Below are 20,896 nucleotides of genomic sequence, written 5' to 3' on the forward strand. Positions count from 1 at the left end.
ATGTAGCTATAGAAGTTGAAGCTAGTGAAGCAATAGAGATTCTCAAAAAGCTTAGAAACGAGCTTAGCAAGGGTGGAGAAGATGTAGAGGATAGCATCAGAATGATACAACACTTTGACACATTCTATGGTGTAATGCAAAGAAAATTCAAAGATTTTCTAACACCCAAGAAAAATGTTAGTGAATTAATAAAAGGAAATGTAATGGTTGATAAGATAAAGCTTGTAAAGAAGAATAATCAAAAAATTGTTGTAATAGTTTTTGATAGATCTATTAGCAAAGAAATGATAAAGAGTGCTTTAACTAAACTTGGTTATGAAGTTGTAGAACACTAGTACCTACACACATCAAGATTAATTATGAACATAAAATGCTTCTAAGTATCTAATTCTCAGGATTTTGATGATCTTTTTCTTTTGCCGCGTTTTGGCGTTGCTTCAACCTGTATTGGGCTTTGCACAAATGATTCCAGCATTTTTCTTGCTTCACTAATTGGGATTTCACCTTTGACTAGCTTATCCCAGGTTTCTGAGCGAAGAATAAACAATTCTAGTTCTTGTGGTGAAAACGCTACATACTCCATTTCCTCGCCTTCAGCATATACCTCTTTCTCTTCTTCTGCCTGAACTTCTTCCCCTTCTTGAATTTCTGATGATTGAATTTCTTCCTCCATTAGCATAACCCAGAATAATTTTTGTTCAATAAGCTATATGATTTCTACATTAAAAGCTTTTATATATTATTCAACATAGTTTATGGTAGGTATTTTCAAAAATCAGAAATGGAATTAAAAGGAGGATAAGGAGCATTTTCTAATCATAACTAGTATTATGGCAAGTACCAAGATTAGTAAAGGCATTAAATAAACAATTATTGGAAATAAAGAGCCTTCAAATAATAGCATTAAAAGCGTAGCAATGGCTAAAACATTAAATATTACAATTCTTTTTGCTAACTCATTTTCTATGCAGCCTTTCATATAATCATCCTTAGTTTCGCATAACCTCCTAATACTTTGGCAAAGCCTATGGAAACTGAGAAAAGTATTGTAATATAGAGAGCAACACCAACAATATCTATATAAATAGCTCTAATAATTTCATCAAAAATATTTGGAATGTTACCACTATTCATAGCCTGGGACTGAGCCATGTATATATAGCTTTCACTAGGCTCTACCTCAGCATTTTCATCTTTATCCAAACTCACACTTAGTTTGTGCATTCCTGCAGGAATTTTCAATACATATGATCTTCCATATAAGTCAAACCATCTCCACCGATACTTTATATAGTCATCTACATTCTCAATAGTATTAGAGTCTATGCTCAATGACTTTATGTTGTAAGCATCAACCAAAGAAATGTAGAGATCAAAGTCTTGTTGAGACTCCAAATAAACCTCGATATACTTAGGCGTAAACAATGATACATTTACAGAACTTGGAAATGGGAATGCATGTAAAGCTATTCCCTCGTTATAATCTATTAAACCCATTACCTTCAAATTCAGTTTACATAATAGTGGTGTAGTACCACTATATGTATTTCTGCATAGATTATGAATTGAAGCATTCGTTATATTTGTAAAAAACATGTGACCACAAACATCAAAATACAAAGTTGCATTTCCTTCATAATTAACTAACATGGTGTAAATGCTTGAGTATACTGGTATTGGAGCAATATATTTATTACCATACTCAAGTCCTATAAATCCATGGGAAATGCTTTTATTATTCATATTAACTACAGATCCATATACTATGAAACCACTTAAGCTAGATGCTTCAGAAAAAATTAGCATTTTTACAAACTGCATATAGAGAGGTAAAGCAGTGTTAAAAACAAGTGCAAATGCTAATAGAAATGCACCAGCGCTTCGCGCAATTCTAAATGGTATTGCCATTAATGCTAGGCCCAATGCTATGAAAGTCCAAAAAGAAGTTTTAACAACAACTGATAATGTGTACATAACCAATAACATGTAAAGCGAAGCTACAATGCTATTCATAATCATAGAAACAAGCCTAGTTATACCTGACAAAAAACCTATTTTACTTAGCAAATCTCTAAGCAAACCCAACATCATTAAGACATATACTCTACCTGCTATAGATGCCTTCGTATATGAGAGAAAAGAATTCCAATCACCACCTAGAGTATGCTGAATTATGTTAGATAATGTAACTATTGAGGATATGCTAAACAACAAAACCATTACAAAAAAAGCATCTGCAATTAGCCTAGGAGCCCAACGCTTTAAACTTGTAACAGGTATCGGAAGAGAATATATTAGAACACCTATGTAAAATGTCAATATTGCTAAGTAATAAGCAACTAGTATTAGATACAAGGCTCTTCCCCCAACAAGTTAAAAATAACCTATTTTTAGCTTAGCATAAGCTATGGTAGCTGAGGCGATGGTGGTGGAGGAAGAGCATTTCCTATATATGCCGATATATATGTTATAAGCCAAAATATTGTAGTTCCAATGGCAACCCAAAAAGCACCCCATACAGCATCCTCAACAAGACCTTGTCCAATTCTTCTTACCTTTCCCATGGGTATTGGCGCTCCTTTAATAGCCCATCCTATTAACCATGTTAAGAAAAACAAAAGCCATGAAACTACAACAGTTTTACTTATAATGTCCTTTATCAGTGCTATGATATCCATTTTCTAGTCCCGATATCACTAGAAACCTTATAAAATGTTTTGAATTATTTGAATTGCTAGTGAAGCGCTATTCCCAATACCTTCTTGTTTTCAAATATTTTTCCTCATACTCTAGAATATTTTGTATAAGAGTGTTCATGTCAAAAGATTTTGACAATACTTTTTTTGCATTCTCTATTCCAATACCAATACCCTGTAATGCTATTAAACATGCAAGTCCATATTCCATTATAATATTTGCTGCCTCAGCAAATTTCTCTAAAAATGTTCTTTCCTCAACATTTAATTTCCCTATTTCCCCAAAACTTTTAACTTTTAACAATATTTTCTTCAACATAGCAACATCATCATCTTTATCTATTACAGTTACAGCCTTAGAACCACAAGAAGGACAGTGAACAGCACATTTAAATGGATTTTCTGTTTTGCAAACATTTGATAAATACTCATTTATACTTAACTCAAATGTTGTACCACATACCAAACAAAATGCTTTTATTTTTCTATTTAAAAGCCTTCGCTTTGCTAATTCAATTAACAATTCCTTTGGCATTGCTGCATTTCTTACGATGTATCTTAAAGCACCTAATTGTGTAATTTCTTGAAGGTATGGTGATGGTTTTCTTGTAATAATAATCCTAATCTTCATGTCTTTTGAAAGAGTATCTATGAATTCTATAACACTTTGAATATCAATTTTATCTACAAGCATTTCTCGAATTGTTTCATCAACTAAGATTGGTATATTCATCAAATTATTTATAATCCTTTTAACTTCTTTCAAGTCGCTATTCTTTGATATTACGCCCATTTTTCTTGCAACATTAATTAAATTTCTTCTAAATATTGATGTTTTTTTCAATTCCTCTACAATAAGTTCCCTCACTAATCCTTTCTCATTTAAATTAAACAATAATGTAATCAAGTTTTTTATGTGATTAGTATCAATATCAGTATCTGCAAACACCACTGTACCAAGTTGATGAGACCTGTAAACATTTCCTATTTTTAAATAATCCCTTAAAATCTTTGATACAACTATTGAAAATGCTTCAGATGCCTTAGAACCTAAGCATGTATATATGGCTAACAAGGTCTTTTTCTCATTAGGAATTCTGAACAACTCTATTGTTAGAACTTTATCATTTGGATATACTTTACATATATTTTCCTTATTCAATATTAGAAATTCTTTCACATCCCTATCAACATTATAATTATCCAGAAGCATATTTACACATTCAAGGCCGTCGCAAGTACAAAAACGTCTAAGAAATGAACAAACCTCTCTTGCAACTTTTCTATGAACAGGAATATTTTCTCCAACCCATCTAGGCAACACAATCTCTGCAAGATCTGTAAATGGTGCTAGCCAAACATTTTTCTCATCATAATCTATGCTAACAATTTTCCATGGCTTTCCAGCTAACACTATAACATCGTTTTCATTACATGTTGCTATAAAATCTTCATCTAGAGATGCCACTATCTTATGGTCAATTATAGACTTTGCAGAATATTGTGATGTATCAGGTATCATATTTGTTGTCACATAATATATGTAACCCCTTTTAGAATCACTACACTTACCTCTACTGGGATCATCACACTTTATGAGGCCAATTTCATTAAGAAATGAAGCAACTTTCTCCACATCCTCCAATGTTATACCATTAAATAAAGGAGACTTTTTTACAATGTTAAAGAATTCTTCAATACTTATCAATCCTCTTTCAATGGTTAAACCTACAAGTTGATGAACTAAAACATCTAGACTATTAAAATGCATTTCTTCAGACTCTAAATCCTTTCTTTGAAGCCTTTTCGCAATAACTATTGATTCAACAATTTCTGTAATTATTGGTGGAACAAGCACAATTCCTTTTGAAATACTTGTTTCTCTATGACCTGCACGACCAACTCTTTGCATGAGCTTAACAACTTGCCTTGGAGATAAATACTGTAGCACAAGATCTACACTTCCAATGTCTATACCAAGCTCAAGACTTGATGTTGAAACAACTACTTTCAAAGAACCCTCTTTAAAATTCCTTTCAACATATTCTCTTTCGATTTTCGATAATGAACCATGGTGAAGCCCAACATCACCTTCGCTAAGTAGTTTATGAGTTCTAAGTAGGAAGCTTAGTTCTTCTGCTGATGTTCTAGTGTTTGTGAAAAGTAAAATTTGGCTATGCTGCCATTTGCTTGCTATTTCAGATATCTTTTCCACTACTTTGTTCACGTCAAATACTCCACTCTGATAACTATTTTCAGTTAAAACAACTTTTACATCATATACCTTCTCAATGTCTGATAAAGCAATATCAAAGGATCTATTTGAGAATATAATGTTTCCAATGACTCTTGCATTCTGCTCGCTCATTGATGCTGATATAGCTATTCTTCTAACATGTTTCTGTAAGGCCTCATCTAATCTCTCAAGAGACAAGAAAAGTTCTGTACCTCTTTCATCATTAATTAGCTCCTGAAGTTCATCAATAACAACAGCATACAAATTTAACATATGGTTCATCAAATCCTTTTTAATAAGTAATATTTGGAAGCTTTCTGGGGTGGTGAGAAGAATATGAGGAGGCTTTTTAACAATTCTCTTTCTCACAGCATATGACGTATCTCCATGCCAAACCTCAACATCGCAGTTAAACACTGAACAAATTTTTTCTAACCTATTCTTGATGTCTCTATTTAATGCTCTGAGAGGTGTTATGTAAATAATGAGAATACTTGGTGTTTCCTTTAAAAAACCATTTTTAGTTAATTTAATGAGAAGAGGAACCATGACAGCTTCTGTTTTACCAGATCCTGTAGGTGCTATTACAATCAAGTCTCTATCGTGTTCTAAAACCTTGGGAAATGAAATCTTCTGTATGTTTGTTAATGTTTCAAAACCTAGTTTTGCAAACCAATAACTAGAATCGTCAGCACTATTCTTCATAGTTACTGAAACCTTAAACAAAACCATTTACTTAACAAATTCATAAATATTAATTTTCAAAAATAATATATATTGAAATCATTAAGAGTTGCAGCCCATGATAAATAGAAATCATAAACTTGTTGACACACTCTTCAATATTTATACAGTTATGCTTGGCATTATTCTCTTACTATTCTACCTTACATTTTTGTCTAATTTAAAGTTAAGCATATTTGACTACATACACATCTATGGTTTTAGAGTTGATAGTCTACAAATGTACTTAGCAAACTTAATTCAGGCTTTGACCAAATATTTTCCAAGATTTTTATCCTATATACTTTTCTCAAGTTTATTCATAGCTATAGAAACGTTGATTGTAATTAAGCAAAGATCTAAACCACAGCTTCTTATCGAAGCATTACTATACTTTCTATTCACAGGTGATATCACATCTACACTCATACTTCTTATTATAATGATTTTAAATCTAAAGTTTCTAACATTCTTCATTAATGAGAATAAGAATGAGAAAAAACGAGATGTTGAATGCTTTAGTAATGAAGCAAAATTATCTACTTTGCTTATAGCATTTGGTTCATTGCTATTAATGTTTTCTTTAGAATCATTAGTATTCAGATTCATAACTGTAACTACATTAGTTGTATACATGGTAATTTTTATTGGTGTAGCTTTTTTAAAGCTTCATTGTTTAGCTAGACAATCCATTGCAAAAATTATACTAGTATCTATTCCGCCATTTGGAGTAGTTGTTCTAATGAAAAGCTCTTAAATAATTTATAATCTTAAATCATTTATTTAACTTCTATAACCTCAATTTTATGCCATGAAATGGCTGTAGACAATTTATTAAGTACATCTTCTACTCGTTTTTTAACCGTCTCAATATCTATGAATGGAACAACATCTATATAGTAAAACCTTTTCACAGTTTTGCTAGGATGAGTACCGAAGGTACATGAATTCTCTCTACAAATATCTCTCAATTCTTTTACTATTAGCTCTAAATATTGCTCATCGGAAAGCAATAGAAATACATTAACCCTTTTTACACCTTTAGATGACATTGTGTAGCAACCTTTCATTTCTTTAATTAATCAGGTAGGGAGTCCTTTCATCATTTTTCAGTACTCGGCAGTTACATCATTTTGAATATACTTTATCGTGATAGCCTTTCAATAATATCAAGTGCTCTGTTTTCTGGAGATAGCTTTACATATGCTTTCTTATATCCATCTCTATCTATTAGTGTGTTAACCTTTAAAACTTTTACATTAAATGTTTTTTCAACAAATTCTTTTATCTCTTTTTTATTGCTATTTCTATGAACCTTGAGTGTTATATAGTTGTATTTTTCAGCAAGAAGATAGGCTTTCTCTGTTGTGACAATGTTTACAACAATATTCTTCTTTTCAGTATTTTGACTCATGGCTTTTCAACCACATACAATTTAGATAGTTCTTCTAATGCTTTTTGTGTTATAATAGCAAGTCTTCCTGGCATACCCCCTGGAGCCAATTTACATATGTTTAGTGTTTGTGGTGTGAGATAATCTACACCTGGCAAATTCCTAATTGCTTTGATAACAGGTGCTTGAGTTGATGAAACTATGAATAGCATGCTTTTTGTTTCTTTATATCTTCTTCCCCTCATCTTACCCTTTCCACTTCTAATCTTCACACTATTCTGCGCTTTTTCAATGTTTTGCCAAAGCCCTGTCTTCACAAGATATTCTTTAACTGCTTTTGTTGACTCAATATTTTCAAATTCGTTAACAATTATTATTGGTGGTGAAGATATCTGTGGTGGTATTATGTGTCCTCTAGCAGTAACATATTTTACGTTTGCTAAAGCTGACAATGCTGAAATTATTGCTAACTTCATTTCCTTTTTATTTATTTCCTCATGTATTTTTCTCATTGTTGTTGGTGCAAATTGTCTTCTACCACCAACTACATTTGGTGCAAGAACCGCTCTACCATTATCTAATCTAGGCACTCTCGCAACACTATATCCTATACCCCACGATTCACCAACTCTTCTTTTCCCAGCTAGCGGATCTCTTCCCTTTGGCTGCACCCTTGCTGTAAAAGCTGATAACACAGCTCTTCTAATTAGATCAACTCTAACTGGGTAACTAAAGAGCAGTGGCAGCTCAACTTTATCCACAACATTACCATTTAAATCCAGTAGAGTTCCATATCTTTTCTCAACAGGATATAAAATTAGGAATTTGTTCACCATTTTAATCAACCAGCTATTTTACTTTCTAAACTTACATAAACAATTTTTGGTGGTTGAGTTGGAACCCATCTTGGTGGTCTAATGGGCCATCTCAAAACAAGTGGTCTTTTTGGAACTCCAATGCAGCTCCCCCAAATCATTATCCATTTCGACTTTACTATGCCATAGTGTGGAAAACCTCCAGCAGGTGTTATAGCATATCCATCATCGCCCATAGCAATGATTCTCTTGTTAAATTCTGTTCTTCTGTGAAAGCCCGTTTGACCTGGTTGAGGAACCTCAGACATTGCACCAATTGTTGGGCTTCTGCTACCAACTCTTCTACTACCTTTTCTATGTTTATGCCATCTTGGCAACTCCTTTACACCAAATCTCTTAATAACTCCTTGGAATCCCTTGCCCTTAGTAACTCCTATAATATCAATAAATTGGCCAGGACTAAAAACACTATCCACGGTTATAGTCTTTCCCAGAATATCTAATGCATAGGCAATTCTTTGAGTAATATCTCCACCACCTACAGTAACTTCTATTAAATCTGGCACCTTTTTACTTAACCCCCCAACAGTTTTAACATTAGCTGCAAGAACAAGCGAAACTCTTTTTATTAAAGATGTGTTATTTTTAATCCACTCTATTCTATCATTAATATTTGCTGATGGTCTATATGTTGGTATTCTTCTCCAGATTTCTATCTCCTTTGGAGGCTCTATCCAAACATCTTTTAAAAGTCCTAGACCACCATATTCATTAACGCCATATACCCTTAAAGCTATTGGTATCATTTGCGGAGTTTCAACTATTGTTACTGGAACAAATATTTCTTTACCATACGTAGGGGTTCCAGGTCTATCATCTACAAGAATAACATGTGACATACCGACTTTATAGCCCAAGAAACCCAGAAGTCTTGGTGTATCGAGTTGAGGTGAAGGCCAGCTTCTCACACGTGGAATAAATTCTGATGCTCTTTTCCTTGGTCTAAAACCTAGGCTTCCACGTCTTGGTGCTTTTGTCTTTCTATGTGCCAACGCTTTTCACCTTACTGCAAAAACTTATTGCTTTTTACCTTTTTGCTGTTTTTTAGACCCTTCTCCCTGTTGCGAACTACTTGATTTTACCATGAAAAGTGTTGTTTTTTGCTTACCACCCATTGCCGCAAAACCTCAATCACAATATTTTACTACACTATTATTGTGACATTACTTGAGAAATCAATACAAAACCCTGCTAATAAGCTTTTATAAAGTATGATTTCTGTCAAGGTTTAATATTTACTTATAAACTGTGTATCATCTTTATTTGTTTCAGCTATAAGGTGTTGAAATAGCATGAGTAAGCAATGCTGGGAATTGCCAGTAGAGTGGAAAAAGTTTAGATATAGAGGAAAAGGTCTAGAAGAATTAATAGATATGCCTATGGATGAACTTGTAAAGTTTTTGAATAGTAGAGCACGAAGAAGTTTAACTAGAGGATTTTCAGCTAGGCATAGAAGACTTCTTGAGAAAATTATTGAAGCTAGACAAAAACTTGTAAATGAATGCAAAGAAACCGTGATAAAAACTCATGTGAGGGATATGATCATCCTACCTGTTATGGTTGGTCTAACAATATCTATTTACAATGGCAAAGAATATGTTCCAGTTAAAATAACTCCCGAAATGATAGGGCACTATCTAGGAGAGTTTGCACCAACAACAAAGCAGGTAAAGCATGGTGAACCAGGACTTAAAGCAACTAGAAGCACGTTATTTGTTGCACTTAAATAAATATTATTATCATTATACAGTAGGTGCTTTGCATGGGTAAGAGAATACTCGTTCAAAGGATGGGTAGAGGAGGTCAGCAGTTCAGAAGCCCAAAACACAAAAAAATAGCTCCTGTTAAATACCCATATCTGCCACCTGATAAAACATTGAAGGGAATAGTTGTTGACATAATTCATGAGCCTGGAAGAAGTGCACCAATAGCTTTGATAAAGCTTGAAAATGGTGAAGAGTTTTATAATGTAGCAGTTGAGGGATTGAGAGTAGGACAAGTAATTGAAATAGGTTCTGGTGCAAGTATTGCAAATGGTAATATAGTTCCTTTAAGAAATGTTCCTGAAGGTGCTAGGGTATGCAATGTAGAGTTGAGACCATATGATGGGGGCAAGCTTGTAAGAAGTGGAGGATCATATGCCATAGTAACTGGAAAAACATCTACACATGCAATACTTACTTTGCCAAGTGGAAAACAAAAAACAGTGTTGCTTGATGCAAGAGCAACAATTGGAATGGTTGCAGGAGGTGGTAGACTAGAAAAGCCATTGTTAAAAGCAGGTAATGCATACTACAAGTGGAGGGCAAAGGCAAGAAAGTGGCCAAGGGTTAGAGGTGTTGCAATGAATGCTGTTGATCATCCACATGGTGGAGGCTCGCATCAAAGTGAGTCAAAGCCAACAACAATATCGAGAAGAGCTCCACCAGGAAGAAAAGTTGGGCACATATCTGCTAAAAGAACAGGTCGAAAGAAGGGAGCTCACTAGTTTAAAGACCATAATATCTTTTAAGTATTCTTTCAATTGATTCATAACCTTCACCTGAATTTTCCAGTACCTTGACTCTATACTCATACTCAGCCTCTACATCATCTCTATCTAATCTTTTTGCAAGTCTTTTAATAATATAGCTGCTTAGAATTGATCCACCCCTACTCATATCGTATATCTCTCTCCATCCATCATCAACTCTTTCAAATATTTTCCATACTCTTCGCTCAATGCTATATCCTCTACGAATTCTTGAAACAAGTACCATTAGTGCAGTATTTAGGGAGAGCATTACGTATAGGTCTCGTGGTAAAAGACCTCTTACTGCTAATTCATACTCTTCCGGCGCTGATGCATGAAATGTTGTTGCAGAACCTGAACCAGATGCAACTGCTCTTACAAGCGCAATTATTTCACGTCCTCTAACTTCACCAACAACTAGAATATCGGGTCTGTATCTAAGAGCTGTGAAACATCTTTGGAGTAACTCATCAGAGTCTTCGCCATAGAATTGTATGAACCTAGTTCTTAATGGAAGCTTAATTTCTGGCACATCTTGAACAACTACTATCTTCCAATTTGGGTTTGACAACTGCAAAAAAGCATTTAGTAGTGTTGTTTTTCCGCTACCACTTCCACCAACAACAACATAAAAAAGCTTTGCATCATTAACTAGCCACATTAATGCAGCTATTTCATAGTTTATAACCCCTTGTTTAACAAGTTTTACAACATCTATTGGAACATTTGGCAATTTTCTAACATTAAATGTTGGACTTGAACTAATTGGGTTACCCAATGTGGCAGCAACTCTATAGCCTTCTGGAAGAGTTCCATGAAGCTCTGGCTTTGCATATGATACGGATTTGCCACATTTTATAGCTAGCTTATCTATATAGTTCTTTGCCTCTTCCTCGCTTTGAAAATGAATATTGGTTACAAGAGCTTCATACGATAGAAAATCTCTATGAACAACAGTTACAGGTTTTCTCCAATCAGAAAGCTCCACATCCTCAACTCCACCATCATTTAATACAACATCTAGAATGCCATATCCCTTGCTATCTCTATAAACATAATACATTAGTGTATCATAGTATTTGCGAAGAACCATTCCAAGACCAATTTCACTAGCAACTATTTCAACGGCTTTTCTAATTTCTTCAAATGATTCTAAGCTAAAGTAAGAAGTATACAAGTAGCTCATAATCTTGTTATATGCGTTAAGAAGTACTTCATCAACTAAAGGCTCGTTTACAAAATACCTTGCAATACCATGCTTATCAACACATATTATTACCTCAGCCATTCCAACACTATATCTCCTTAAAACATCCAAACAAATATCATCAATATTTTCAATTCTCAAATATCTTAGATTCTTCACAACAAAATTAACTGAATTATTTTTAGAAAAGGCCTTGCGCATTCTTATTAAAAAATTCAAAGTGAGACACCTCCGAAAGAAAATACATTATTTAAATAACGTATATCGAAAAATTGATTTGCAAAACTATGATAATTTAAATAATGAATAACATAGATATGAAGTTTGTTGTTTTAATTCGCAATTGTTGATAACAAAAACTTTATAACCCTATTATTAACATAAATAGAAACTCAGTAGCCGGGTCGTCTAGCGGCCAAGGATGCGGGGCTTTGGCCCCCGTGACCGGGGTTCGAATCCCCGCCCGGCTACCAACAACACAATTAATGATGATCAGAGGGTCTTATGAGTGTTCTCGATGAAGAAAGCCGGAAATGCTGATCAGAATTAATGGCAATGGCATCAGTTAAACAGATAACGTAAAATTTGTAATAGTTTAATTGTGTTTTGGTGCTATTTTCAATGGGTTCTCAAAGTAGAAAACCATTAATTAAAAGAATTGCCGAAAAGGTTCTTGGACCCAGCTTTGCTGATATGCTTTGGAAAAGAATTGAGATAGTAGGAGATGTAGTGATTATTAGGCGTGCTTTTGATGTTTCTGTGGAAGTTTACAAAGCAATTGGTGAAGAAATTCTACGAGAGCTTCCATATATAAAAAGTGTTTGGCTTGCAACATCACCTGTAAAAGGCTCTGAAAGAATTAGAGAGTATGTTCATATTGCTGGAGAAAAGAAGAGTGAAACAATGTATAAAGAGCATGGCTGTATATTCAAAGTGGATTTTACAAAAGTTTACATATCTCCTGTTTTAGGTTTTGACCACATCAGAATAGCGAAAATGGTTAAAGCAAATGAGAAGATATTAAACATGTTTGCTGGATTTGGCCCTTATAGCATAATAATATCTAGGTATTCTAAACCATTTTATGTAGTTTCAATAGATTTAAACGAATTTGCTGCAAAATATGCTAGAATAAACATCGAGTTAAATAAGGTTGATGCATTCAACGAGGTTATACATGGAGATGCATTATTGATTACACCAACATTTCATGAAGAATTTGACAGAATATTAATGCCTTATCCAGATATTTTTGAAAATGCATTCAAAGTCTCGCTAAGTGCTGTAAAAATAGGTGGTTATCTGCATCCACATCTATTTGTAGAAGCACAAAATAAGCACGAAGCTATGCAAAAAGCATATGACATTATTAAATTACATGCAAAAGAACTTGGTGTTGTTGTAGAAACTCTTGGAGGTCATGTGATAAGGGGTGTAGCACCAAGAAAATACCATGTTACTGTAGATGCTATAGTAAAATCCAAATACAAGAAGCAATGATGTAACTGTATTATAAGTACTATAAATGCTTGCTAAAATTGAAACCTCAATGCTATTGCATTAAATAGAAGCATGTCACGAGGGTATTTATTGTGTCATTGGTATGAAGAATAAAAAATATTTTTAGGCAGGCTAATAATGATTCAATGATATGGTAAAACAATGCCTCGGGGTGAAGCATTTTAATGTCATATGGATTTAATAAAGATGTTGATGTTGTTATTAAAGAGTTTAATAGCATGTTTAATGTTGATCCAGATGTTGTTGTATCTGCTCCAGGTCGTCTTGATTTTTTGAATACGCATCAGGATTACAAGGGCCTTCCTGTTGTGTCTGTTGGTGTTAATCTAAGGACTTATGTTGCTGGAAAGAGATTTGAAGGTAGTTTCATAGAGGTTTTTTCAGGTAATTTAAGAGATGAGGGATCCGATTACTTTGATAGAATTGATTTATCAAAACTTGAATTGGTTTCTAAGCAAAAGTGGTTTGGAAATTACTTAAGAGCAGCTATTATTGCACTTAAACAAAGAGGATATGTTATTAACAGTGGTGCAAGGATTTGGATAAGAAGCTGGGTTCCAATAGCCTCTGGATTAGGAAGCAGTGGAACACTAGTGGTAGCCTTTATAGCAGCATTAAATGAGTTATACGGCTTAAATCTTAGTGTAAAAGACATTGCCGAGCTTGCCTATATTGCAGAACATGATGTTTTAAATATTCCATGTGGAAGACTAGATCAGTATGGTGCTGCTTTTGGCAATGTATCTGTAATTGAAACTGTTCCACCATATAATGTTGAAACAATACAGTTTAGTGAGGGAATTTTTGCTGTTATTGATAGTGGCATTAGACATAGCACAGCAGATATTCATCCAAAAAGACAAAAAGAAATAGAGATGGGTTTAGAAAAACTCATGTCAATAGCTTCAGAATCCTTGAGAAAGAAGCTTGGGTACAGGTATTGGGAACCTAAATGGGATTCTTTAACAATTGAGGAACTTAAACCATATTTAAATGAATTGGAGGAGAAGAGTCGAAACAGAATACTATACACTATTAAAGCCCATAAATCAACAATGTTGGCAATAAAGATTCTTAAAGGCTATAAACCCTCATCTACAGAAATTGCTCAAGTACTTGAAGTAAGTGAGGAGGATGCTAGGAAGATAGTAGGTAAAAGCAAAGTAGATATAATTGGCTACATAATGACTCATCAACATCAGTTACTTAGTCGCTTATACGATGTTAGTCTACCTGAACTCGATAAAATTGTTGATGAATTTATAAGCAATGGTGCTTTAGGAGCAAAACTTTCTGGAGCAGGCCTAGGAGGATGTGTTATTGCACTTTTCAGAGACTCTGAAACAGCTTCTAAAGCACTTAATCACATTCTCTCAAGAGGTATCGGAGCCAGGGGCTGGATCGTAAAAGTGGATAGGGGCATAACTCGCCATAGGTGATGCACACTATGTCAAATAGTGAAGAGCTTGTTATGGAACTTAGATGGGATCCTACACTAGGAGAGTGGATAATGGTTTCAAATATTAGAAGTGCAAGACCATGGCAGCCAACATCTTTTTGCCCTTTCTGCCCTGGAACTCCTGAAACAGGATATGGATGGAAAGCGCTTATACTTGAAAATAGGTTTCCCATGCTAATTGAAAATCCGCCTAATCCATCTATTCACAGATTCTACAAAACTGCAAAAGCTAGTGGAAAGTGTTATGTTGTTGTAGAAACCCCTCAGCATGACTTAGACGATTTAAGTGATTTACCTCTTGAACAAATAAAATATGTTATTGAGCTTGTTATTGAAAAGCAGAAAGAGGAAATGAAAAAAGATTATGCCGAGTATTTTCTATGGTTTAGAAACAAAGGTAGGGAAATAGGTGTCTCGCTTACACACCCACATAGCCAAATATATGTCACACCATTTACCCCCATAAGAGTACTGAGGGAGATAGAGAATGCTAAAATATATTGGGAGAAAAATAGAAGATGCCTTTTTTGCGATATACTAAAAGTGGAAGTTGAAGACAAAACAAGATTACTGTTGGAAAACACAAACTGGGTTGCATTCATGCCATTCTACTCTCACTGGCCATTTGAAATACACATATATCCAAAGAAACATATCCAGCTCCTCACCCAATTGTCCGAAGTAGATATTGTAGACCTCGCTAAAATACTGAAGCATAGTTTGTGTGGCTTAAAGAAGCTATTCTCAAAACCAATGCCATATATAATGGCTGTTCACCAAAGCCCCTTGAAAGGCGATTGCAGCTTTTATCATCTTCACATTGAAATTTATGGAATATTGCGTGATGAAAACAAGTTAAAGTATGCTGCAGGCATGGAAACAGGTGGAGGGAACTTCACATATGATTCTGTTCCAGAATTAAATGCGCAGAAGTTGAAGAAAAAAATTATTGAGTGTTTAAATGAGAACAGCTTGTAACATTTTTATGCAACAGTTTTTGCTAGTTCCTCTACAACACTCTCTGCTTCCTCTTTTGACTTAGCCTCTAGAACATGAGTTCTATCTGGTAAGACAACAACTGTGTAATTCTTGAACTTAACTATGTACACAGGTCCTTTATCTAGCACCTCAGACAATTCTGCACCTAGTTGTGGATTCTTGAAAACTCTAAGTAGTTTTGCAACTGTTGAATATCTTAGTGCCTTGATGCCCTTGCTTAAAAATGCTGTTTCATCCTTTACATGAACAACCTTTTCAACCTTAACCACAACTCTACACCTCAACATCTATACATCTCTAAAAGGAGTTATAAGTTTTACGATTCCATACAATATTTAGTCGACCTTGCATCTTAAAGATATTTTAATGTTAAAGCCGTTCTTTGGTGAAATCTGAAAGATAGGCAAAAATATAAAAAATGTTTTGCAGTTAATCTAGATGATTAGGGTATGGTCTATGTCTGCAGATGTAAAAATACTTGAGAATGGTGTAGAAGTGCCTTTTGATGTAGGAAAGGTTGTTATAGAGTTTTTCGATAGCAACATCGTTCGTATTACCCATGCTCCAGTTTCTTCATGGTATATTCACAGCTTTGTTATTGTTGCAAAGCCTAAGCAAGTTAATGTTAGTATTGAAAGAGTTGGAAATGTTGTTGCTATTTCATCTAATGAAATTAGTGTTTATGTTGATACAAAGGATTATACCATAGAAATTAGATTTAATGGTTTTTTAATTAAGGAAGTTAGTAGAAGAGCTGTTAAGCAAAAGCTTTACGGCGAGGAGTTTTACACTTTCGAACAAATCTTTGAAATAGAACCTGACTCTGTTTTGCATGGTTTTGGTCAGCACGCTGGTTATTCAGCTCATGCAACATTTAATTACAGGGATAGAACTGTTTATCTAGCGCAAAGAAATACTGATATTGTTGTGCCTTTTGTTGTTTCTAGTTCTGGTTACGGGATTTTGTGGGATGTTTATTCAATGGGTGTTGTAGAGTCTAGAGGAAATGTTCTTAGGGTGTGGTTCGAGGCTTGTGATTACCTAAGCTACTATGTTATATATGGACCTGATTTAGATAGGGTGATAGCTGGCTATAGATGGTTAACTGGAAAAGCAGTTATGCTACCCAGATATGCTTTTGGCTATTGGCAGTCAAAAGAGCGTTACGCTTCTCAAGAGGAAATAGTTTCTGTAGCTAAAACATTTAGAGAGAGGGGAATACCTATTGATATAATTGTTCAAGACTGGAGATACTGGGGAGACTATGGGTGGAATGCCTTCAAATTTGATGAAAAGTATTATCCTGATCCAAAGAAAATGGTTGAGGAAATACACAAACTAAATATTAGAATAGCGATATCTATTTGGCCAATATTTGAAAAGAAAACTGAGATATATAGAGAAGCTGAGGAAATGGGCTGTATAATGGAGGGTGGTGCAGAGGATTTTGGCCTTATAAATGTTTTCAAGGAGGAATGTAGAGAATGGTTCTGGAGAAAAATAAATGAAGTATTCTACAGCATAGGCATAGATGGTTGGTGGCTAGATGCATCAGAACCGGAGGTGATGCCTCGTCTAATTTATTCAACATGGCAAAAAACTCTTGACATAGGTAATGGGAGAAAAATGATCAAATATCTCAATATATATCCTTTGCTTGAAACAAAAGCTGTTTACGAAGGTCAGAGAAAAACATCGAATAGGAGAGTACTTATATTAACTAGATCAGGCTTTGCTGGCATTCAAAGACATGGTGTTGTTAATTGGAGTGGTGATATAACAGGAGATTGGACAACACTCAGAACACAGATATGGGCAGGGCTAAACTATAGCATGTCTGGCTTGCCATACTGGACAACTGATATAGGCGGCTTTTTCAGTGGAAATCCAGATACTGATGGATATAGAGAACTGTTTATTAGGTGGTTCCAGTGGGGGGCTTTTTGCCCAATATTTAGAGTTCATGGAACTTATTATCCAAAGGAGCCTTGGAGATTTGGTGAAGAAACTGAGAAGATTCTTGTTAAATTTATTAGGCTAAGGTATAGGCTTTTGCCATACATATACACATTGGCTTGGATGGTTTACAGCCAAGACTATACCATTATGAGACCACTTGTTATGGACTTTAAAAATGACAAAAATGTTTACAACATAGATGATCAATACATGTTTGGGCCCTTCATAATGGTTTCACCTATTACAATACCATCAACATTCGATAGAGAGATTTACTTACCTTATGGCACATGGTATGATTTTTGGACTGGAGAAAAGCTGGTTGGAGGTAGAAGAGCTAGAGTTAATGCTCCACTAAACATTATACCATTACATGTTAGAGCAGGTGCCGTATTACCCCTTGCACCACTAACTATTGAGAGCTCTAACGAGTATGGAAATGAAATTGAGTTGAGAGTGTATAGAGGTAGGGATGGCGAATTTACATTATATATAGATGATGGGGAAACATATGATTATGAAAAAGGGCTTTATGCATTAATACCAATTAAATGGATTGAAAAAGAAAATAAACTTGTGATAAGCGAGAAAAGAGGTTTGTTTAACATTGGATCTATTAAATTTAAGGTTGTGATTGTTGACAGAGGTAAGGGAGTAGGTGTTGAAGAGTCAAAACCTGATGAAGAAATTGAGTACAATGGTAAGGAAATTGAGCTAAAACTCTAGCTTTCATTATGAAACAGCTTTTTTACTTTTCCAAACCTTATATGTTTTGTGCCTAAAATGACTAAAAGAATTGTAGTTATTGGTGGTGGCGCAGCAGGGGCATCAGCAGCATCAAGAGCAAGAAGACTTGATCCCTCAGCTGAGGTAATTCTTGTTGAAGCATCTAATATGATTACCCACGGCCCTTGCGCAATTCCTTATTATGTTGAGGGTATTGTTAAAGACAAGAAAATGCTTGTAACCTACACTGCTGAGGAATTTGAACGTGAAAGAGGGATAAAGGTTTTCATTAATACTGTTGCAAAGAGCATTGATGTTGATAAGAAAGTTGTTGTGTTGGAGAGAAATGGTAAGGAGTTTTCAATTGAGTGGAGCAAGCTAGTTATTGCAACAGGTGCTATACCTGCAAAGCCAAAAGTAGATGGTGTGGATGCAAAAAATGTTCATGTTATTAGGCATCCTGCACAAGTTGATGAGTTATATGAAGCTGTTAGAAGTGCTAAGACTGTGGCTATTGTTGGTGGTAGCTATCTTGGATTGGAAATGGCCGAAGCTGTTGTTGCTTTGGGTAAGAAGGTTATATTGATTGAGAAAGAAGCTCAGCTACTGCCAAAGACTCTCGACAGTGATATGGCTGATATTGTGGCTAAGGAGGTTGAGTCAAAAGGAGTTGAACTACATCTTTCAGAGTCGCTAAAAGAGATTATTGGAAATCATTCTGTGAAAGCTGTTGCAACAAATAAGAATGTTTATGATGCTGATTTAGTGATTTTAGCAACAGGTGTGAAACCAAATGTTGAACTGGCTGTGAAAAGCGGTATCAAACTAGGTATTACAAGTGCTATAGATGTGAATGAATTTTTGGAAACAAATATTGAGGATGTGTATGCTGCTGGCGATGTTGCTGAGAAAAAACATATTGTAACTGGCAAAAGAGTTTGGATCCCACTTGCGCCAGCTGCGAATAAAGAAGGTCAGGTTGCTGGTGCAAATAGTGTTTTAGGCAGGTTTCTGAGGTTTCCCGGTGTTGTTGGAACAGCTATAACAAAGTTTTTTGATATGTTCATTGCTAGAACTGGTTTGGGCGAAGAAGAGGCTAGAATGCATGGATTTAATGTAGAAAGCAAATTAGTTAAGGTGAGAACAAAGGCACATTACTATCCAAAGGGCTCTTACGCATTAATCAAGATGATTGTAGAGTCTGGTAGTGGTAGAATTCTTGGGGTGCAGATAATAGGTTGGGAGGAAGCGGTTGCTGAATACATAAATGTTGCAGCTCTTGCTGTAGAAAAGGGTATGACTATTGACGATCTATTCTTTGCCGATATAGGCTATCACCCAGCAGTTGCACCTGTTTGGCATCCACTAATAGTAGCAGCTAGAGTTTTATCTCATGGGCGTTTCTAAAACTAATTATCAATTAAATTGCTTAACAAGGTTTACAGAAAAGCAGTGATTTTATGCTCATACCCAATATTTCACATAGCGAAAAATGGAAGCAGTTTTTTAGAAGAGATATTGGAAGAGCACTGGGTTATTGTGAAAGAATAGTGGGGTTATACAACAAACTTGCAATGAGTTCTTCTGATATTAAAACAAGAAAAATTGTTGCAGGAGTTATAGGAAAAGATACCATAGGGCATTGGAGAGATGTTCAAGAAATATTCAAGGACTTTTTTGGGGTAAGCTGTCTTCAATGTTCTGAAGCAGTAAAAAATATTGCAAAGGGAATACCATGTGAGATTGCATTGCAAAAAACATCACTTTCTTTTGATGCATCAACCTATATCAAAGAACTCGAAGTGCTTATGTTGATATTAGCGGAGGTATATAGAGGTTCAGGTATTGCAAGACCGGATATAGATGTTTCAGTCATTGTTGAAAAAGATTATAATACTCTTTTGAACAACCCTCTTCATATAATTAGAGTATTAAAAGGTTTGTACACATCTCTACGAATGCTTTTGCCTCTATATAATGAATTCACCTATTTTCTTTTAATAACAAGAAATATTGATGAAGAGGTCTTTGAAAAATATTTTAATAATGTAGACATGGAAATGTTAAACAGATTTGGTGTTAGATATAGAAGAATTGAGTTATGCAACAAAACACTCATATTTACTCATGATAGAAATAGTGTTGGGGAAAAGGTGCTGCTTTTAGTAAGCAATATATACAGATTTTTTAAGCTGAGATCACACATATTAAAGAAATTCATTAGAATTGAAAATGAAAAAGAAAAATTCTTAGAGAACATGCTTAACACAGCCAATAACTTGCTTAAAGATCTAGAGATTAAGAATAATCAATTCATATATTCATTAATGTTTAGAAATGCCAGAAGGAGATTTGCTCGAGCTAAATACATTTACATATCAACACATGTTAGAATAGATAGAGAAAACTGCAAGACTAGAATAGGATCTGTTGAAATACCATACAAAGACTTTATCAAGTATGTGGAGCCATATATGATAACAGGTCTTCTGCATTTAGACAATATCATGAGTAAAAACAATTATGTGGAAATGGTGTTGAATGTTTATATAGATCCAAGGAACATTAGCTATAGATAATATCATTGTTA

General features: G+C 34.6%; 21 protein-coding genes and 1 tRNA gene. 11 read left to right on the top strand and 11 right to left on the bottom strand.

The window, feature by feature from the left end:
* The first annotated feature begins 134 nt into the window (after positions 1-134).
* Entirely contained in the window at positions 135-335 is a 201-nt protein-coding gene (locus QPL79_RS01120; RefSeq protein ID WP_285272945.1) for a hypothetical protein, read from the top strand.
* Positions 336-391: 56 nt separating this feature from the next.
* Here QPL79_RS01120 and QPL79_RS01125 read toward each other — a convergent pair whose 3' ends face one another.
* The 5 genes from QPL79_RS01125 to QPL79_RS01145 form a co-directional block, all read right to left on the bottom strand.
* Complete coding sequence (locus QPL79_RS01125; protein WP_285272946.1) at positions 392-673, bottom strand: hypothetical protein; 282 nt, start codon at positions 671-673, stop codon at positions 392-394.
* 114 nt (positions 674-787) lie between these two features.
* Positions 788-979 (bottom strand): hypothetical protein, encoded by a 192-nt coding sequence (locus QPL79_RS01130; protein ID WP_285272947.1) that lies wholly within the window; start codon positions 977-979, stop codon positions 788-790.
* A complete protein-coding gene (locus QPL79_RS01135; RefSeq protein ID WP_285272948.1) occupies positions 976-2,355 on the bottom strand; it encodes a hypothetical protein in 1,380 nt (459 codons plus the stop codon). Before QPL79_RS01135 ends, QPL79_RS01130 begins: the two co-directional genes overlap by 4 nt.
* A gap of 50 nt (positions 2,356-2,405) precedes the next feature.
* Positions 2,406-2,678, bottom strand: coding sequence for a DNA import protein CedA1 (gene cedA1, locus QPL79_RS01140; protein ID WP_285272949.1), 273 nt, complete (start codon positions 2,676-2,678; stop codon positions 2,406-2,408).
* 67 nt (positions 2,679-2,745) lie between these two features.
* Complete coding sequence (locus QPL79_RS01145) at positions 2,746-5,664, bottom strand: DEAD/DEAH box helicase (RefSeq protein ID WP_285272950.1); 2,919 nt, start codon at positions 5,662-5,664, stop codon at positions 2,746-2,748.
* Positions 5,665-5,734: 70 nt separating this feature from the next.
* On the opposite strand from QPL79_RS01145, the gene QPL79_RS01150 reads away from it, so the two are divergent.
* Positions 5,735-6,412, top strand: coding sequence for a hypothetical protein (locus tag QPL79_RS01150; protein ID WP_285272951.1), 678 nt, complete (start codon positions 5,735-5,737; stop codon positions 6,410-6,412).
* 22 nt (positions 6,413-6,434) lie between these two features.
* On the opposite strand, the gene QPL79_RS01155 is transcribed toward QPL79_RS01150, so the two are convergent.
* From QPL79_RS01155 to QPL79_RS01170, 4 genes are all read right to left on the bottom strand, one after another.
* Positions 6,435-6,707, bottom strand: a complete 273-nt coding sequence (locus QPL79_RS01155) for a hypothetical protein (RefSeq protein ID WP_285272952.1) — start codon at positions 6,705-6,707, stop codon at positions 6,435-6,437.
* 92 nt (positions 6,708-6,799) lie between these two features.
* Positions 6,800-7,069 carry a 50S ribosomal protein L23 gene (locus tag QPL79_RS01160; protein WP_285272953.1) on the bottom strand — a complete coding sequence of 90 codons (270 nt, stop codon included), beginning with the start codon at positions 7,067-7,069 and terminating at the stop codon, positions 6,800-6,802.
* A complete protein-coding gene (rpl4p, locus tag QPL79_RS01165) occupies positions 7,066-7,884 on the bottom strand; it encodes a 50S ribosomal protein L4 (protein WP_285272954.1) in 819 nt (272 codons plus the stop codon). The genes QPL79_RS01160 and rpl4p overlap by 4 nt, the downstream gene beginning before the upstream one ends.
* A gap of 5 nt (positions 7,885-7,889) precedes the next feature.
* Positions 7,890-8,915 carry a 50S ribosomal protein L3 gene (locus QPL79_RS01170; protein ID WP_285272955.1) on the bottom strand — a complete coding sequence of 342 codons (1,026 nt, stop codon included), beginning with the start codon at positions 8,913-8,915 and terminating at the stop codon, positions 7,890-7,892.
* A 300-nt stretch (positions 8,916-9,215) separates the two neighbouring features.
* On the opposite strand from QPL79_RS01170, the gene QPL79_RS01175 reads away from it, so the two are divergent.
* Together QPL79_RS01175 and QPL79_RS01180 are read left to right on the top strand one after the other, a co-directional pair.
* Positions 9,216-9,653: a 30S ribosomal protein S19 gene (locus QPL79_RS01175; RefSeq protein ID WP_285272956.1), complete on the top strand. Its 438-nt coding sequence runs from the start codon at positions 9,216-9,218 to the stop codon at positions 9,651-9,653.
* A 32-nt stretch (positions 9,654-9,685) separates the two neighbouring features.
* Positions 9,686-10,411 (top strand): 50S ribosomal protein L2, encoded by a 726-nt coding sequence (locus QPL79_RS01180; RefSeq protein ID WP_285272957.1) that lies wholly within the window; start codon positions 9,686-9,688, stop codon positions 10,409-10,411.
* Position 10,412: 1 nt separating this feature from the next.
* Here the strand turns inward: QPL79_RS01180 and QPL79_RS01185 are convergent, their stop codons facing one another.
* Positions 10,413-11,861 carry a type II/IV secretion system ATPase subunit gene (locus QPL79_RS01185; protein WP_285272958.1) on the bottom strand — a complete coding sequence of 483 codons (1,449 nt, stop codon included), beginning with the start codon at positions 11,859-11,861 and terminating at the stop codon, positions 10,413-10,415.
* A gap of 178 nt (positions 11,862-12,039) precedes the next feature.
* On the opposite strand from QPL79_RS01185, the gene QPL79_RS01190 reads away from it, so the two are divergent.
* The 4 genes from QPL79_RS01190 (at position 12,040) to galT (ending at position 15,600) form a co-directional block, all read left to right on the top strand.
* Positions 12,040-12,115 (top strand) — tRNA-Gln (locus tag QPL79_RS01190).
* 148 nt (positions 12,116-12,263) lie between these two features.
* Positions 12,264-13,142, top strand: coding sequence for a class I SAM-dependent methyltransferase (locus QPL79_RS01195; protein ID WP_285272959.1), 879 nt, complete (start codon positions 12,264-12,266; stop codon positions 13,140-13,142).
* A gap of 185 nt (positions 13,143-13,327) precedes the next feature.
* A complete protein-coding gene (locus tag QPL79_RS01200; protein WP_285272960.1) occupies positions 13,328-14,602 on the top strand; it encodes a GHMP family kinase ATP-binding protein in 1,275 nt (424 codons plus the stop codon).
* A gap of 8 nt (positions 14,603-14,610) precedes the next feature.
* Entirely contained in the window at positions 14,611-15,600 is a 990-nt protein-coding gene (gene galT, locus QPL79_RS01205) for a galactose-1-phosphate uridylyltransferase (RefSeq protein ID WP_285272961.1), read from the top strand.
* A gap of 5 nt (positions 15,601-15,605) precedes the next feature.
* Here galT and QPL79_RS01210 read toward each other — a convergent pair whose 3' ends face one another.
* Positions 15,606-15,890: a hypothetical protein gene (locus QPL79_RS01210; protein ID WP_285272962.1), complete on the bottom strand. Its 285-nt coding sequence runs from the start codon at positions 15,888-15,890 to the stop codon at positions 15,606-15,608.
* A 187-nt stretch (positions 15,891-16,077) separates the two neighbouring features.
* Between QPL79_RS01210 and QPL79_RS01215 the strand changes: the two genes are divergently transcribed.
* The 3 genes from QPL79_RS01215 to QPL79_RS01225 are packed head-to-tail and all read left to right on the top strand — an operon-like array spanning position 16,078 to position 20,885.
* On the top strand, positions 16,078-18,306 hold the full coding sequence (locus QPL79_RS01215; RefSeq protein ID WP_285272963.1) for a glycoside hydrolase family 31 protein: 2,229 nt from the start codon (positions 16,078-16,080) through the stop codon (positions 18,304-18,306).
* 57 nt (positions 18,307-18,363) lie between these two features.
* Positions 18,364-19,713, top strand: a complete 1,350-nt coding sequence (locus QPL79_RS01220) for an FAD-dependent oxidoreductase (protein WP_285272964.1) — start codon at positions 18,364-18,366, stop codon at positions 19,711-19,713.
* 53 nt (positions 19,714-19,766) lie between these two features.
* Positions 19,767-20,885, top strand: a complete 1,119-nt coding sequence (locus QPL79_RS01225) for a hypothetical protein (RefSeq protein ID WP_285272965.1) — start codon at positions 19,767-19,769, stop codon at positions 20,883-20,885.
* The last annotated feature ends 11 nt before the right edge of the window (positions 20,886-20,896 follow it).

Source organism: Ignisphaera cupida, assembly GCF_030186535.1.
Lineage (GTDB): Archaea > Thermoproteota > Thermoprotei_A > Sulfolobales > Ignisphaeraceae > Ignisphaera > Ignisphaera cupida.

What these genes read in the sequence shown, in the direction of transcription:
- QPL79_RS01120 (WP_285272945.1), top strand. Translation starts at nt 135, where the DNA reads ATGCAAAGAAAATTCAAAGATTTTCTAACACCCAAGAAAAATGTTAGT.
- QPL79_RS01125 (WP_285272946.1), bottom strand. Translation starts at nt 673, where the DNA reads ATGGAGGAAGAAATTCAATCATCAGAAATTCAAGAAGGGGAAGAAGTT.
- QPL79_RS01130 (WP_285272947.1), bottom strand. Translation starts at nt 979, where the DNA reads ATGAAAGGCTGCATAGAAAATGAGTTAGCAAAAAGAATTGTAATATTT.
- cedA1 (WP_285272949.1), bottom strand. Translation starts at nt 2,678, where the DNA reads ATGGATATCATAGCACTGATAAAGGACATTATAAGTAAAACTGTTGTA.
- QPL79_RS01145 (WP_285272950.1), bottom strand. Translation starts at nt 5,664, where the DNA reads ATGGTTTTGTTTAAGGTTTCAGTAACTATGAAGAATAGTGCTGACGAT.
- QPL79_RS01150 (WP_285272951.1), top strand. Translation starts at nt 5,735, where the DNA reads ATGATAAATAGAAATCATAAACTTGTTGACACACTCTTCAATATTTAT.
- QPL79_RS01155 (WP_285272952.1), bottom strand. Translation starts at nt 6,707, where the DNA reads ATGTCATCTAAAGGTGTAAAAAGGGTTAATGTATTTCTATTGCTTTCC.
- QPL79_RS01160 (WP_285272953.1), bottom strand. Translation starts at nt 7,069, where the DNA reads ATGAGTCAAAATACTGAAAAGAAGAATATTGTTGTAAACATTGTCACA.
- rpl4p (WP_285272954.1), bottom strand. Translation starts at nt 7,884, where the DNA reads ATGGTGAACAAATTCCTAATTTTATATCCTGTTGAGAAAAGATATGGA.
- QPL79_RS01175 (WP_285272956.1), top strand. Translation starts at nt 9,216, where the DNA reads ATGAGTAAGCAATGCTGGGAATTGCCAGTAGAGTGGAAAAAGTTTAGA.
- QPL79_RS01180 (WP_285272957.1), top strand. Translation starts at nt 9,686, where the DNA reads ATGGGTAAGAGAATACTCGTTCAAAGGATGGGTAGAGGAGGTCAGCAG.
- QPL79_RS01195 (WP_285272959.1), top strand. Translation starts at nt 12,264, where the DNA reads ATGGGTTCTCAAAGTAGAAAACCATTAATTAAAAGAATTGCCGAAAAG.
- QPL79_RS01200 (WP_285272960.1), top strand. Translation starts at nt 13,328, where the DNA reads ATGTCATATGGATTTAATAAAGATGTTGATGTTGTTATTAAAGAGTTT.
- galT (WP_285272961.1), top strand. Translation starts at nt 14,611, where the DNA reads ATGTCAAATAGTGAAGAGCTTGTTATGGAACTTAGATGGGATCCTACA.
- QPL79_RS01215 (WP_285272963.1), top strand. Translation starts at nt 16,078, where the DNA reads ATGTCTGCAGATGTAAAAATACTTGAGAATGGTGTAGAAGTGCCTTTT.
- QPL79_RS01220 (WP_285272964.1), top strand. Translation starts at nt 18,364, where the DNA reads ATGACTAAAAGAATTGTAGTTATTGGTGGTGGCGCAGCAGGGGCATCA.
- QPL79_RS01225 (WP_285272965.1), top strand. Translation starts at nt 19,767, where the DNA reads ATGCTCATACCCAATATTTCACATAGCGAAAAATGGAAGCAGTTTTTT.